Origin of the sequence: Rhodococcus sp. NPDC058505 (assembly GCF_042720095.1) — a bacterium.
Lineage (GTDB): Bacteria > Actinomycetota > Actinomycetes > Mycobacteriales > Mycobacteriaceae > Rhodococcus_G.
Genome location: NZ_JBHXNB010000015.1, coordinates 4,367 through 17,508, shown reverse-complemented (window position 1 = coordinate 17,508; position 13,142 = coordinate 4,367). Strand labels below are relative to the sequence as shown.

Annotated in this window: 14 protein-coding genes; 2 read left to right on the top strand and 12 right to left on the bottom strand. The window is 69.5% G+C overall.

Going from position 1 to position 13,142, the window contains the following annotated elements; all coding sequences use genetic code 11:
• Window positions 1-27: 27 nt before the first annotated feature.
• Window positions 28-600: a TetR/AcrR family transcriptional regulator gene (locus ACFWPA_RS13070; RefSeq protein ID WP_378509243.1), complete on the top strand. Its 573-nt coding sequence runs from the start codon at window positions 28-30 to the stop codon at window positions 598-600.
• 50 nt (window positions 601-650) lie between these two features.
• Here the strand turns inward: ACFWPA_RS13070 and ACFWPA_RS13065 are convergent, their stop codons facing one another.
• The 7 genes from ACFWPA_RS13065 to ACFWPA_RS13035 all read right to left on the bottom strand — a co-directional run bounded on the left by ACFWPA_RS13065 (window position 651) and on the right by ACFWPA_RS13035 (window position 7,070).
• On the bottom strand, window positions 651-1,253 hold the full coding sequence (locus ACFWPA_RS13065) for a hypothetical protein (protein WP_378509242.1): 603 nt from the start codon (window positions 1,251-1,253) through the stop codon (window positions 651-653).
• 129 nt (window positions 1,254-1,382) lie between these two features.
• Window positions 1,383-2,594, bottom strand: coding sequence for a serine hydrolase domain-containing protein (locus tag ACFWPA_RS13060; RefSeq protein ID WP_378509241.1), 1,212 nt, complete (start codon window positions 2,592-2,594; stop codon window positions 1,383-1,385).
• On the bottom strand, window positions 2,594-3,181 hold the full coding sequence (locus tag ACFWPA_RS13055; RefSeq protein WP_378509240.1) for an HdeD family acid-resistance protein: 588 nt from the start codon (window positions 3,179-3,181) through the stop codon (window positions 2,594-2,596). Before ACFWPA_RS13055 ends, ACFWPA_RS13060 begins: the two co-directional genes overlap by 1 nt.
• 94 nt (window positions 3,182-3,275) lie before the next feature.
• Window positions 3,276-4,346, bottom strand: coding sequence for a non-homologous end-joining DNA ligase (gene ligD, locus ACFWPA_RS13050; protein ID WP_378509239.1), 1,071 nt, complete (start codon window positions 4,344-4,346; stop codon window positions 3,276-3,278).
• Complete coding sequence (locus tag ACFWPA_RS13045; RefSeq protein ID WP_378570426.1) at window positions 4,346-5,392, bottom strand: ATP-dependent DNA ligase; 1,047 nt, start codon at window positions 5,390-5,392, stop codon at window positions 4,346-4,348. The genes ligD and ACFWPA_RS13045 overlap by 1 nt, the downstream gene beginning before the upstream one ends.
• Window positions 5,393-5,447: 55 nt before the next feature.
• Entirely contained in the window at window positions 5,448-5,660 is a 213-nt protein-coding gene (locus ACFWPA_RS13040) for a dodecin (protein ID WP_378509237.1), read from the bottom strand.
• A 261-nt stretch (window positions 5,661-5,921) separates the two neighbouring features.
• Window positions 5,922-7,070 (bottom strand): magnesium and cobalt transport protein CorA, encoded by a 1,149-nt coding sequence (locus ACFWPA_RS13035; RefSeq protein WP_378509236.1) that lies wholly within the window; start codon window positions 7,068-7,070, stop codon window positions 5,922-5,924.
• 390 nt (window positions 7,071-7,460) lie between these two features.
• On the opposite strand from ACFWPA_RS13035, the gene ACFWPA_RS13030 reads away from it, so the two are divergent.
• Entirely contained in the window at window positions 7,461-8,636 is a 1,176-nt protein-coding gene (locus ACFWPA_RS13030; RefSeq protein WP_378509235.1) for an Ig-like domain-containing protein, read from the top strand.
• Window positions 8,637-8,705: 69 nt separating this feature from the next.
• Here ACFWPA_RS13030 and ACFWPA_RS13025 read toward each other — a convergent pair whose 3' ends face one another.
• From ACFWPA_RS13025 to ACFWPA_RS13005, 5 genes are read right to left on the bottom strand one after another with little or no spacing between them, the layout of a single operon-like run.
• Complete coding sequence (locus tag ACFWPA_RS13025) at window positions 8,706-9,419, bottom strand: signal peptidase I (protein ID WP_378509234.1); 714 nt, start codon at window positions 9,417-9,419, stop codon at window positions 8,706-8,708.
• Window positions 9,420-9,428: 9 nt separating this feature from the next.
• Complete coding sequence (locus tag ACFWPA_RS13020; protein ID WP_378509233.1) at window positions 9,429-9,965, bottom strand: hypothetical protein; 537 nt, start codon at window positions 9,963-9,965, stop codon at window positions 9,429-9,431.
• A gap of 4 nt (window positions 9,966-9,969) precedes the next feature.
• Window positions 9,970-10,620, bottom strand: a complete 651-nt coding sequence (locus tag ACFWPA_RS13015; protein ID WP_378509232.1) for an alternate-type signal peptide domain-containing protein — start codon at window positions 10,618-10,620, stop codon at window positions 9,970-9,972.
• A gap of 43 nt (window positions 10,621-10,663) precedes the next feature.
• Window positions 10,664-12,352 (bottom strand): signal peptidase I, encoded by a 1,689-nt coding sequence (locus ACFWPA_RS13010; RefSeq protein WP_378509231.1) that lies wholly within the window; start codon window positions 12,350-12,352, stop codon window positions 10,664-10,666.
• A 7-nt stretch (window positions 12,353-12,359) separates the two neighbouring features.
• A complete protein-coding gene (locus ACFWPA_RS13005) occupies window positions 12,360-12,965 on the bottom strand; it encodes a SipW-dependent-type signal peptide-containing protein (RefSeq protein ID WP_378570424.1) in 606 nt (201 codons plus the stop codon).
• Window positions 12,966-13,142 lie beyond the last annotated feature (177 nt).

Here is a 13,142-nt window from a genome sequence, read left to right as displayed (position 1 = left end):
GGAAGTTCACACTGCTAACGTGGGGGCATGACGACCGCGGTCACCGAATCCGGAACCAAGGCGCGCACCCGCCGGGCCATCCTGGACGCGGCCGTCGACGTTCTCAGCAAGAACCCGAGTGCGCCGCTGAGCGACATTGCCGCCGCCGCGGACGTCGGGCGAAGCACCCTGCACCGCTACTACCCCGAACGCGGGGAGCTCGTTGCCGCACTCGGGACGCACGCGCTGGACAAGCTCGATGCCGCGCTGGTGCGGGCCAGACCCACCGAGGGCCCCGCGGACGAGGCGCTGCGCCGGATGAGCCACGAGTGCTTCGAGATCGGTCCCACCCTCGCCCTGGTCTACGGGGACCCGCAGGTGCTGTCCAACGAGGCGTTCTGGGTGCGACTCGACCGCACCGATGCCCCCCTGCTTGAGCTGCTCGAGCGGGGTATCGCGGAGGGCACCTTCACCGCAACCCTCAAGGTCCGCTGGCTCCGGCGGATGCTGTGGTGGTGCCTGCTGACCGGGTGGGAGGCGTTCGACTACGAGCAGTACACCCGCACCGAGGCCCTCGCGGCGATCGACGAGACCGTCGCTCGCATCACCGGAACGGCGTAGCCGCGCGCGGTGGCCGCTCCCGGACTCGGGTGAGCGACCACCGCGACCGGCTACGAGCTGCCGAACATCCCGGCCATGTCCGCGGTCGATCCGACGCTGCCGTTCCCGTCGCCGCCACCGGCGGCCGGCCCCTGCTCAACGGTGAAGTTCCGCACCACCAGCGTGGTGACCAGGCTTGCGTCGGCGGACACCTCGACGTCGACACAGCTGGTGAACGCACCGTACGAGCCGATGGCCAGGCCCTCCACGTCCACGCTGTACGGGGCGGGATGGATCCCGACCGGCGGGATCCCGGACGGATGATCGGTGACGAGGCTGCCGTCCGACTGCACCGCCACCGTCGCGTTGGCGAACACCGCGGGCCGGGTCGCTTCCGTTCCGTCCCAGGTCTTCACCTGCTCCGTCAGCAGGGCAACGTCGATCGCGCCGCCGAGCACGGTCGGCGCCGTGCACGTCTGTCCGTCGGCGGGATCGACGGTGAGGGTGACCTTGTTGCCGTCGACCTGCACCGCCAGCTGATCACCGTTCTCGACGACCGCGAACGTCACCGCAGCCGCCTGCTCCTCCGCCGCCGCCGTCGGCGCCAAGATCGTTCCGACGGCCAACCCCGCCACCGCCACCAACGCCACTCGCGAACCCAGTTCCATCGCCATCCGTTCCCCTCGTGTGCACAGTGCGACCGACGGTCGACGGTCGGGCACCCACCATGCCCGATCACGCCCGATCCGACATGCGGTTCGAGCGAAGTGTTTCAACAGATTTCCCGGCGCCGCGGGCACCGGTCAGGGGCGCGCGACCAACCCCTGCGCGACGGCACCGAGCCGCGCGAGCCGCAGATCACCGAGCGCGGTGACGGCGTTGCCCATCCGGTTGGTGACGTAGCCGAGCGACAGCCCGGTGTCGGGGTCGGCGTAGGCGCCGGACCCGCCGACCCCGTAGTGGCCGAACGCGTGCCGCGGCTGCGCCCGCTTCGCGAGGAACACCGGGTGGTATCCGAGCCGCCAGCGGATCGGGGCCCGCAGGACGTAGTCCCGGCGCCGGGTCTGCACCGCACCCATCTGCGTCAGGGTGTCCTCCTGCAGGAACCGCCTGCCGTCGATCATCCCGCCGTTCGCGATCGCGCCGTACATCTTGGCCAGCGCCCGCGCGGTGAACACCCCGTTCCAGCCGGGCATCACCGCGTCGTGCACGGCCGGATCTCGCACCAACCGGTCGAAGCCGTCGGGCATCGCCGCCTCCGCCAGCCCGTTCAGCGGTCCCACCCGCGACAGCACCGACGACGTCACCTCCCACGGCATCCCCGCGGGATTGATGTGCGGGAACAACTTTGCGATCCGCGGCCGCTGATCGATCGGAACCCGATACCAGAACTCCTCGACCCCGAGCGGTGCCGCGATCTCGTCCCGCACCACGTCCACAAAATCCCTGCCGGTCACGCGCGCGACGGTCTCGGCGACGAGCCAGCCGAAGGTGACGGCGTGATAGCCCGGTCCGTCGAACCGGCGCGGATCCGGGGGCGCGGCGGCGAGGGCGGCGACGACGGTGTCGTAGTCGAGGATGGTGCGCCGTCCGGGAACGAGGCCGCGCACCCGGTGCAGCCCGGCCCGGTGGGTAAGCATGTCCCGCACCGTGATCCGGCTCTTGCCCGCCGCAGCGAACTCCGGCCAGTAGGTGGCGACGGGCTCGTCGTAGTCGAGCACACCGCGCTCGGCAAGGCGGTGCAGCACCGTGCTGGCGACACCCTTCCCGGTCGAAAAGGACAGCGCGACGGTGTCCCTGGCCCAGCGTCGGTCGCGGTCCGCCCAGCCTGCCCAAATGTCGAGCACCAGTTCGCCGTCCAGATAGGCGGACAGCGCGCCGCCACCGTGCTGCGGGCTGCGGTAGAGCGTGAAGAACTCGTCTGCCAGCGGCAGGAACCGCGGATCGACATGCATCTGGGTGGGTGCCCGGCCCGCCTCCTCCAGCGAATGCACCCTGGCGACTCTGGCGGCCATCAGACGACGCCCGCGTGTCGGGCCGCGGACCGCACCTGGAACGCACCGGCGACGAACAGGACGCCGAAGAGGATCGCGAACGTGCCGACCAGCCACATCAGCCCGGTGATGCCCGACCCCGGCCAGATCACCAGGATCAGCCCGAACAGCAGGGCGAGCGCACCGGCGACCATCGACCCGATCCACTGGCCGGCGTTGGCCATCACCTGGAAGGCGCCGATGACCTCCAGGACACCGACGAGGATCGCCCAGAAGCCCATCACGTAGACGAATGCCAGCGCCGTCAGGTCCGGCCACACGAACAGCACGATGCCCGCGATCACCGACACCACCGCGCCGGCCAGCCACCACACCCAGCTCGTCACCACGCGCCTCGCCTCGATCGCGCGGACCGCGGACACGATGCCGTCGACGATCCAGAAGACGCCGACAACGACGATCAGGACCTTGACCGTGGCGTGCGGCCAGACCAGCGCGACGATGCCGAATGCGATCGCGACGATGCCGCGAACGAGCAACAGCCACCACACGTCCTTCGCGATCCGCAGGATCGCCTCGTTGGTGCCGACCGTCGGAATTCCAGCCATCGCTACCTCCCGGTGCCGAGGGTGGCCGGCTCCGCGGCCCCCTGTCCGTTCGCGAGCCTACTGTCGCCGCAGCGGGCTGGCGTGCCGAAATCGGCTACTTCAGGTCACGATCCCGACTTGGCTGCACCCGCTTCGGCTCGCCGGGCATCTTCGGGTACTGCGGCGGATAGGGCAGGTCGCCGAGACCGTTCGCGGCGTCCCGCTCCGCCATCTCCAGCAACCCGTCGAGCGAGTGTGCGACCGCGTCGATGTCGGCAGCGGGATCGCCCCGCCGGGACAGCAGGTCGGGCACCGTCGCGATGGTGAAGTCGTCGGGTTCGATGTCCGGCAGTTCGGCCCAGGTGACCGGGGTGGACACGGTCGCCCGCGGTGTCTTGCGCACCGAGTACGCCGACGCGACGGTCTTGTCCCGCGCGGTCTGGTTGAAGTCCACGAAGATTCGCGCCCCGCGTTCCTCCTTCCACCACGCGGTGGTGACCCGGGTCGGGTCGCGGCGTTCGATCTCGCGGGCCAGCGCGATCGCGGCGTGCCGGACGTCGATGAAATCCCACCGCGGTTCGATCCGCACATACACGTGCACCCCGCGGCCACCCGACGTCTTCGGGTAGCCGACCAGGCCGAGCTCGTCGAGCAGCGGCGCCAGCAGGTCAAGGGCCACGGCCCGTGCCTCCGCGAACCCGGTTCCCGGCTGCGGATCCAGGTCGATCCGCAGCTCGTCCGGCCGGTCGGTGTCGGCGCAGCGGACCGGCCACGGATGGAAGGTCACGTTGCCCATCTGCGCGGCCCAGACCACGTCCGCCGGCTGCCGCACCAGCAGCGCATCGGCGGTGCGGCCGTTGGGGTTGGTAACGGTGCAGGTGGCCAGGTGGTCGGGGCGCTTGGCGGGCAGCCGTTTCTGGTACACCTCCTCACCGTCGATGCCGTCCGGGAACCGCTGCAGGTGCGTCGGCCGCTGCCGCAGCGCGGTCATGATGCCGCCGCCGTCGAACAGTGCGACCGTCCGGTAGTACTCGGCGAGATGACGTTTCGTGCCGCCCTCGGAGCCGAGCTCGGGGAACATGATCTTGTCCGGGCTGGACAACCGCACCGCGATCCCGTCGACGTCGAGTTCCAGAGCCGGGCTCTTGCTCCGAGCCTGCGACGGTCGCTTCGCTTCGTCTGCCATCACTTCCCTCCCGCGAGGACGTCGGCGAGGTCGTACCGCACCGGGACGTCGAGTTGCTCGTATGTGCAGCTGCGCGGCTCGCGGTCGGGTCGCCACCGCAGGAACCGGGCGACGTGCCGCAGCCGGTCGCCCTCGAGCTGGTCGTACGCCACCTCGACCACCAGTTCCGGCCGGATCGGCACCCACTGCCGATCCTTGCCCGCCGCCCACCGGCTCGTCTCCCCGTCGTGCACGACGTCGTCGCCGAGGCGGAGCGGGTCGAGGATTTCCTGCAGCTCGACCCGTCGCGCCGCCGTGAACGCCGAGGCGCCCCCGATGAACCGCAGGTCGTCGCCGTCGTAGAGGCCGAGCAGCATCGACCCGATCCCCGGTTGACTCTTGTGCGGGCGGTAGCCGATCACCACCACGTCCGCGGTCCGCGCATGCTTGACCTTGACCATCTCGCGCTTGTTCGGGACATAGGCGCCGGACAGCCTTTTCGCGATCACGCCGTCGAGTCCCGCACCCTCGAACGTGTGGAACCACTCGGTCGCGACGGTGGGGTCGGTGGTGGCGCGGGTGACATGGCAGGAGGGGCCACCGCCGATCACGTCGAGCAGGGCCGCGCGGCGGTCCTCGAACGGCCGACCGGTGAGGTCGGTGTCGCCGAGGGCGAGCAGGTCGAACCCGATCAGCTGCGCCGGAGTCTGCTCCGCGAGCAACGCGACCCGGCTTGCTGCGGGGTGGATGCGTTCGGACAGCGCCTCCCAGTCGAGTCGGGTGCGGCCGTCCACCTCCCGAGGCACCACCAGTTCCCCGTCGAGGACGCACCGGTCCGGGAGTTCACCGCGGATCGCGTCGACCATCTCCGGGAAGTAGCGCGCCAGGTCCTTGCCGCTGCGGGAGGACAGCACGACCTCGTCGCGGTCGCGAAACACCAGGGCACGGAAGCCGTCCCACTTGGGCTCGTACGACCACACGGGATCGTCGCCGGCGGGCTGCGGTGGCACCGCGTCGGCGGACTTGGCGAGCATCGGTTGCACGGGCGGGCTCAGGGGCAGGTCCACGTCCCCATACTGGCCCACGCGAGCCGTGTCCGCCGCCCGGTGGCCGCATCGGCGCTTACTCGCTGTCGAGACGGAACCCCAGTTTGAGGGTGACCTGGACGTGCCCCACCCGCCCATCGACAATGTGTCCGCGGGTGTCCACGACCTCGAACCACTCCAGGTTCCTTACGGTGTCGTTCGCACGGGCGACGGCCTTCGCGATGGCGTCGTCGATGCCCGTCGTCGACGACCCGACGACCTCGGTGACGGAGTACACGTGATCGCTCATCGGTCTTCCTCACTCCTCGGTGAACCGGACCCATCCAGGGTAGGCCGAGGGCCTTGCCGAACAGTCCGAATCTGTGATCAAGTTCCCGACGGCCATACCGCGTTTACCGACATGAGGGGGACCAATGGAGAAGCTCAAGAACTACGGCCTGCTGGTCAAGTACCTGGTCAGCACCCAGTGGAAGAAGATCACCGGCAAGGGCCAGCAGCAGGCCTGATCCGCCCCGGCGCCGTGCCGCCCTCAGCACGGCGCCGAGCGCGGCTAGAGCCAGCCGCGACGTTTGAAGATGGTGTAGAGGCCGACGCAGATCAGGGCCATCAGGCCGAGCGCAAACGGGTAGCCGCCCGCCCAGTGCAACTCGGGCATGTTGTCGAAGTTCATCCCGTAGACGGTGCCGATCAGGGTGGGCGCGAACAGGATTGCCGCCCACGCCGACACCTTCTTGATCTCCTCGTTCTGCGCATAGCTGGCCTGCGTGAGCGCCGACATCTCCTCGTTCTGCGTCTGCGACACCAGCGTCGCGTTGACGGTGAGGATGTTGCCGAGCAGCTGCCGGAAGCCGTCGGCGCGCTCGACGACGGTGGTCGCGTGGTCGGTGACGTCGCGCAGGTACCGCTGCAGTTCCTCGTCGGTCTGATACTTCTCGAACCCGGCCGACAGGCCGGACAACATGCCGAGCAGCGGCTTGGTCGCGCGCTGGAACTCGATCACCTCGCGGGTGAGTTCATAGATGCGCCGCGACACCTTCGGGTCGCCGCTGAAGACCTCGGTTTCGATCTCGTCGATGTCGTTCTGCAGGCCGGCAACGACCGGCGCGTAGCCGTCGACCACGGCGTCGAGGATCGCGTACAGCACCGCTTCCGGACCGAGCCGCAGCAGGTCGGGCGCGTTCTCCATTCGCGCGCGCACCGCGGACAGGTCCGGCGACTCACTGTGCCGGACGGTGAGGACGAAGGTCGGGCCGCAGAACACGTGCAGCTCACCGAAGTCGACGCGCTCGGTTTCGTCGACGTACCTGGCGGCGCGGAGCACCACGAACAGGGTGTCGCCGTACCGCTCGAGCTTGGGCCGCTGATGCGCGACGATCGCGTCCTCGACCGCCAGCTCGTGCAGACCGAACTGGGCCGCCGCCGCGAGCAGCTGCTCCTCCGACGGCCGGTAGAGACCGATCCACGCCATCGACGACTCGTCGGGCAGGCTGCTCAGCGCTTCCGCCAGGTTCGACGGGGTCTCGATGCGGCGCCCGTCGCGGTACACCGCGCTGTTGACGACGCTCGATTCGACGCGGGCGATCGCGCCGCGCGGCGGTGTGGGGTGCGGCGCCATCGAGTGTTCGGGCGCGAGTCCGTCCCGGATCGGGTCGGCGGCACGCCGCGGCAGCAACGGACGGAATGGGCGCAGATCACGCATGGCTGGACGACTTTCGCAGGGTGTTCGGATACACGGGCGGCCCGCGATGGGCGGGCGGTGGTGGTGTGTGCGAAATCGCCGCTGCGCGAGGCGTCGAACCGATACGGTTCAGCGACGACTTCGGCAGGTACTCGGAGGTTGGCTCGTCACGGTGAGCCTCACCTCCTCTTCCCTCGGCGCGACCGACCGGTGCGCGTGTGAATCCTCGGCAACCCTACTCGGCGCGAACACCCACCACCAATCGGACCGGTGCGCATCCCGACGGACGCGCCGACCGGCCACCACTCGGACGACAGACCGGTCGGCCGGTGCGCTGTCACCTGCGGTGACGGCGCGGAAATCTGCACCAAACTGGACGCTCGATCTACAGTTTCCCCCTACGCTGCCGCAATGACTTCCACCATCACCACACAGGGCGGCGTCGTGCGGCGTGCCACTGTGCTCGGCAGCGCGGTCGTGGCGCTGCTCCTTGCGGCGTGCGCCGCTGTGCTGATGCCCCCGTCCGCGCACGCGGACCCGAACTACCTGACGTACTCCGCCGACAACGCCGCCTGGGGTGGCATGGATCAGATCCCGGCCCTGTCCGGCGAACTGATTCCGGGCGGCGAGGCGACCTCGCAGTTCTGGGCGAGGAACGACGGCACCGAGGGCGGGCGCCTGCAGGTGTACCTGGGTAACTGGACGAAGTCCCAGAACATGCAGGCTTACGTGCGCGCCGAGATCAACGACGCGGCGGGCGCGACCGTCGAGCTGGTCAACGACGTTGCGCTGCCCGGCACCGAACTCAGCAGCATCCATCTGAACCCGGGCGAGTCCGCCAAGGTCCTGCTCGTGGTCGGGATGCCCGCCGGGGCGGGCAACGAGACCCAGGACGGCACCGTCGACCCGGCCTTCTCGCTCGACTTCGAACTCGATCCGGCTGCCGTGGCCAGCACCACGGCCGTCACCGCGGTCGCCGCCACCATCGCGGGCACCTCGGTGGAGTTGACCGCGACCGTCACGCCCGCCGAGGCCACCGGCACCGTCCAGTTCAAGGACGGCGGTACCGACATCGGTGGACCCGTGGCGCTTGCGACCGGCGTCGCGACCTACAACCACACCTTCACCACGACTGGCGCACACGAGATCACCGCCGTCTACTCCGGTGACACCGGATTCGCCACCTCCACCTCCCCCGCCCACGTCGTGACGGTGTCCAGCGCCGAACTGGTGCCGACCAGCATCACGATCTCGGGTGGTACCGCGGTCAACAACGGCACCAACATCGAGCTGATCGCGGCGGTCGCCCCGAACGCCGCGACCGGCACCGTCCAGTTCACCGACAACGGCGTCGCCCTCGGCGCCCCCGTCGCCCTGGTGAATGGTGTCGCAAAAATCAACCGGTCCTTCAATGTCGACGGTGACCACAACATCATTGCGAACTACCTCGGCGACGCCACGCACGCGCCGTCCACCTCCGTGCCGCACACCGTCACGGTCTCGAGCGTGACCCCGGAACCGGGCGGTACCGGTTCCGCAGGCTCGATGGACATGGGCTCGCTCGGCGGCCTGCTCGGCGGCAGCTGACCCTCCGGCACGACGAAGGCCCCTGCACACAAACACTGGTGCGCAGGGGCCTTCGGCTTCCCGTCGGGGTCAGCGCGTCCGGCGCCTGCTCTCGATCCGGGGGATCACGACGGTCTCGGCATCGTGGACGGTCGGGCGAACCGGTGCCGCGACCCGCGCGATCGGGACGGTGCTGGGCTCGCCGTCCGCGGGGGTGACGGCGGATTCGACGGCGGGCGCCGCGACGGCGTCATCCTTGCGTGAGCGATCGCGGAGCGCGCCGACAAACATGTAGCTGGCGTAGAGGAACAGGCCGCCAACGACAACGACGATCAGCACGGACCGCTGCTGTCCGGTGATGAGGGAGTTGACGTAGCCCATGAACGGCACGCTGTACCACAGCTTTCCGCGGATCTGCCCGGGAACGACGGGGTTGGTGTCGCGGGACGGGTTGGCATCTCCCTGCGTGACGAACGACTTCTCGCCCCGAGCGTTCGCGCGGATCTCGATGATCCGGTGGGTGACGACATCGAGCTTCCCGGATTCCTTCTGGAAGGTGATGACGTCCCCCGCCGTGAGCGCCGCGGGGTCCTCCGATTTGACGACGATGAGGGTGCCGGGCGGATAGGTCGGCTCCATCGACCCGGTGAGCACCGTGTACGGCGTTGCCCCGGTCAGTCGTGGGACGACGACGGTGAGGGCGAGGACGACGAGGACGGCGAGGAGCACGAGCCAGGAGGCGATGCTCTTGACCCATCCCCACCCGCCGAGATCGCTGTCCTCCCCGGACGCAGCAGTAGGCATGGGGGGACGCTAGCGGGACTGCGCGGAGAAGGTGAACGTGGCGGTGGTGCTCTGGCTGTGTGGAGCGTCGGCACCGACGGTGCCACGCAGACATAGCACCTCGGTCGCTCCCGGCTCCACCGCGCGCTGGAGGAAGGTCGCGCCGACCAGCGGTCCGGTGTACAACGGCGCTCCGAGGACATCACCGGCGGCCGGGCAGGCGTTCGCCGCGCCGACCAGCGTCACCGAAAGCTCCAGCGGTAGCGCAGGATTCGACTGCTCCGCACTGAGGAGTTGGTATCTCATCAGCACATCGCCGGAGTTGTGGATCGTCACCGGCGCCTGCGCATAGCCGCCCGGTGTCAGGTTGGCGCCGGAGAGCGCGGTAAACGGGTACGAACTCAGCCCGCTGCCACCCACCCCGAGGTCGAGGATGCCGGAGGTGACGGTGCCCGCGTCGAGCCGCTCGGTCTGCGTCCACAGTGCGCCGGTCTGCTGCGCGGACAGCAACGCCACGCCGATGACGGCGGCGCCGCCGATGGCCAGCCAGCGGGTCCTATTCGACATACGACTACACCTGCTTCAGGGTGACGTTGAACTGGGACAGGTTGATGGACTGCTGCATCGCTGCCGGATCGTCACTGGACTTCGGGAACGTGAACGTTACCGTCACGGTGACGGTCTCCCCGTCCAGCGCTGGCGTGACGAGTGCACCGTTCCCCTTGGCGGGCAGCGGATTCCCGTCGTGCAGGTACCGGACGACCGGAGCGCCCAGCGCGCCACCCAGGGCGGCACCGCCGGTGAGGCCGATGCCCTCAGCGGCGAGGGTCGCTTCGAGTCCCGTGCCGCGGGCGGTGATCGTGAAGTCCGTCGTGTAGGTGAGCACGTCCCCGGGGATCGCGGTAAACGTCGAGATGTCGATCGGGCCGTTCTGATCCGACCAGTGCGAGGCACCCTGCCGGGTCAGCCTGAGCGCACCGGAGGTGGTACCGCCGCCAACACCGCCGCCGGGGGCCGCCGTGGTGGTGGTCGACCCGGCCCCGGCACCGGATCCGGGGCTTCCGGTGCTGCTGGCGCTTCCGGAGTCACTCGATCCGCCAGCGGACCCGAAGTCGGGCTGGCACGCGGTGAGCAGCCCGGCGCCGCCCGCGAGCAGGACGATCGTGGCACCGGCGGTGACCGCGCGCTTGAGCTTCGACTTCATCCGACCTTCGGCTTTCATCGTTTCCCCCTGCGGGGCATCGGAATTCGTCATCACGGCGGGCCTACTCTACGACCAGTGCGGCCACGTCGGCCGGCACCGTGTCGGAAGTCGGGTCGACGGCGGTCTGCGTGCCGGTGGCTGCGTCCACGCTGGTGAGCTTCTTTCCGTCGACGATCCACAGGGTGTCGGAGCTCGTGTCCCACACCGCCTGCGCGCCGGGACCGAGGGTGCCGGTGTAGGTCGGGGTGCCGTCGCCGTCGGTGACGGTCGCGGTACCACCGGAGACGTCCGCAAAGTAGCTGCCCGAGGGCGACGGATCACCCGCTGGCGCGGTCTGAGTCGGAGCTGACGATTCCTCCTCCACCTCAGCGGGCGGGGTGGAATCCGTCGTGGTCGGCGGCGCCGGGATAACCGACGTGGACGACGGCGGCACGCTCGTCGTCGTGGTTGGAGCGGGTACCCCCGTGCTGGTGGTCGGTGCCGTGGTCGCGGTCGCGGTAGCGGATGCGGACGGGGAAACGGTCGGCTCGATCGTCGGATCCGACGGTGCCGACTCTTCCTGCGCGAGTGCATCAGGACCGGGCCCGTCACCACCGCTGACGGAGCGCGAGAAGAACCCCGCGCCGGACGTCGTGCCGGTGACGTTGCCATCGCACCACACCGTGTTGGTGTACTGCTGCCAGATCTTGGTACCCCGCCATTCCGCGGACACCTCACCGGCCGGGTTCACCGTATGAATCTCGGCGGTATAGCGCCAGTTCGTGTTCGCACCCATGTTGCCCCGGTCGATCCACTGTTCCTGATACGCGCCAGGATTCGGCGTCGGGTTGATGGTCTTCAAGATCTCGCCCTGGCCGCCCCGGACAAGAATCCGGACGGTGAACGGTGCCGGGGGGTTGGTCCAATTGACCACGGCGCCCTTGTAGCCCGCTCCGGAGTCGGTCCAGCAGTTGCTGCTGCTGACCGGCGGCAGCAGCTTGGCGGCCGACGCGAAGACCCCGCTATTGGCGGTGTTGGTGCCGGTCCAGGCGGCGCTGGTGCCGGTGGCTGACGCGGCGAGCGCGGTCAGGCCAACCGCGCCGAGCACCATCGCGGTGCGCGCGGGGACGACGCGGGTGAGCTGAAGTTTCGGGATGGGGATCTGCTGTGTCGGAGCGTCGTCGATCGTCACGGCAGGCCGCACGATGCGCTCGTGTGCGCCCGGCTCCGTCGTTCCGGAATCGTCGGAGTCGGTGTCGCCCTTGCGCTTCGATCCGGGACCGAAGGCGAGGACCATGACGCCGCCAACGAGGCCGCCGCCGAGGAAGATCGCCATCGGCGACGACAGCCAGGACACCGCGTAGCCGAGGCCGGGGACGGAGAAGAACACCCGGTCCACCTCGGTGACGGTATACGGCGAGATGTCGGCGTCCTTGTTGGCGTCGCCCTTGAGGATCAACACCGCGTTGGTGCCGTCGGTGGAGACGATCTCCCGGATGCGGTGGGTAATGCGGGTGCCCTGCTGGTCGAGGACGCTGACCACGTCACCGACGGCGAGGTCACCGGCCTCGGTGGCCTTGGACAGCGCGAGCGCACCGGTGGGGATCTCCGGTGACATCGAGCCGGAACGGAAGACCAGCGGCGTGACGCCGAACAGGAAGGACACGGCGGCGGCCAGCACGCAGATCAGGCCGGCGATGGCGCCGACATTGAGCGCGATCTCGCGGCCGCGGGACCGGCCTGCGACGGGGGTGTTCACGTGAATGGCCATGGCGCGCTCAGGCCGTCGTCGCATGGAAGTTGAAGGAGGTGTTCACCGTCTGGTTCTGCACCGCGGTCGACGCTGCCGAGTCGAGGGTCACCTGGAAGCACAGGCTCTCGCTGGCGCCGCTGGCCAGTGGCCGGGCGGTGGGAATCAGGTGTGCCGCGCCCCCGGAGGCGAGCGGAACGTTGTTCGCGATGACGGTGCCGCCGCTGCAGGCCGTGCCGTTGGAGGTGCCGGTGGAGACGAGCACCTTCAGCTGCGGTGCGAGCACCGAGGAGGTGGAGTTCGCCACCATCGTGTAGGTGAACGGAACCGAACCCATGTTCTGCACGGGCAGCGCCGCGGCGACGCTGGTGCCCGGCATCATGCCGGTCTTCGTCAGGGTGGCAAAGGCGACGTCGGGCCCGCTGCTGCCGTTGAGCTGCAGGTCCACCGAGCCGGTGGAGAAGACACCGGAGGTGGCGGTGGAGGAGTCGCTCCACGCGGCGAGGGTGCCGATGGCGCCGAGCCCGAGGACGATCCCGAGGGACGCGATGGCCCTCGGCTTGCCACCGGACATCAGCGAGCGCGCTCGGGAGCCGAGCCCGGACGGAGTGCTGGGAATCTCGGAACGCGACATTCGCTGGGGCCTTTCGTGGGTCGAGCGGCTCGGGCTCTGGTTGGAACGATGGTGGTGCCGGGCGGGCCCCCCCCGGGGGGGGGGGGGGGGGGCGGCCCGGGCGGGAGGCGCCCCCCCCCGGGGCGGGCGGGGGGGGCGCGGGCGGCAGCCGGGAGGGATTTAAAAACAGAAACAGCG

Coding starts and splice junctions, on each gene's coding strand:
- ACFWPA_RS13005 (WP_378570424.1), bottom strand. CDS start 12,965: ATGTCGCGTTCCGAGATTCCCAGCACTCCGTCCGGGCTCGGCTCCCGA.
- ACFWPA_RS13040 (WP_378509237.1), bottom strand. CDS start 5,660: ATGAGCGATCACGTGTACTCCGTCACCGAGGTCGTCGGGTCGTCGACG.
- ACFWPA_RS13060 (WP_378509241.1), bottom strand. CDS start 2,594: ATGGCCGCCAGAGTCGCCAGGGTGCATTCGCTGGAGGAGGCGGGCCGG.
- ACFWPA_RS13055 (WP_378509240.1), bottom strand. CDS start 3,181: ATGGCTGGAATTCCGACGGTCGGCACCAACGAGGCGATCCTGCGGATC.
- ACFWPA_RS13065 (WP_378509242.1), bottom strand. CDS start 1,253: ATGGCGATGGAACTGGGTTCGCGAGTGGCGTTGGTGGCGGTGGCGGGG.
- ligD (WP_378509239.1), bottom strand. CDS start 4,346: ATGGCAGACGAAGCGAAGCGACCGTCGCAGGCTCGGAGCAAGAGCCCG.
- ACFWPA_RS13025 (WP_378509234.1), bottom strand. CDS start 9,419: ATGCCTACTGCTGCGTCCGGGGAGGACAGCGATCTCGGCGGGTGGGGA.
- ACFWPA_RS13015 (WP_378509232.1), bottom strand. CDS start 10,620: ATGAAAGCCGAAGGTCGGATGAAGTCGAAGCTCAAGCGCGCGGTCACC.
- ACFWPA_RS13020 (WP_378509233.1), bottom strand. CDS start 9,965: ATGTCGAATAGGACCCGCTGGCTGGCCATCGGCGGCGCCGCCGTCATC.
- ACFWPA_RS13035 (WP_378509236.1), bottom strand. CDS start 7,070: ATGCGTGATCTGCGCCCATTCCGTCCGTTGCTGCCGCGGCGTGCCGCC.
- ACFWPA_RS13030 (WP_378509235.1), top strand. CDS start 7,461: ATGACTTCCACCATCACCACACAGGGCGGCGTCGTGCGGCGTGCCACT.
- ACFWPA_RS13070 (WP_378509243.1), top strand. CDS start 28: ATGACGACCGCGGTCACCGAATCCGGAACCAAGGCGCGCACCCGCCGG.
- ACFWPA_RS13010 (WP_378509231.1), bottom strand. CDS start 12,352: ATGGCCATTCACGTGAACACCCCCGTCGCAGGCCGGTCCCGCGGCCGC.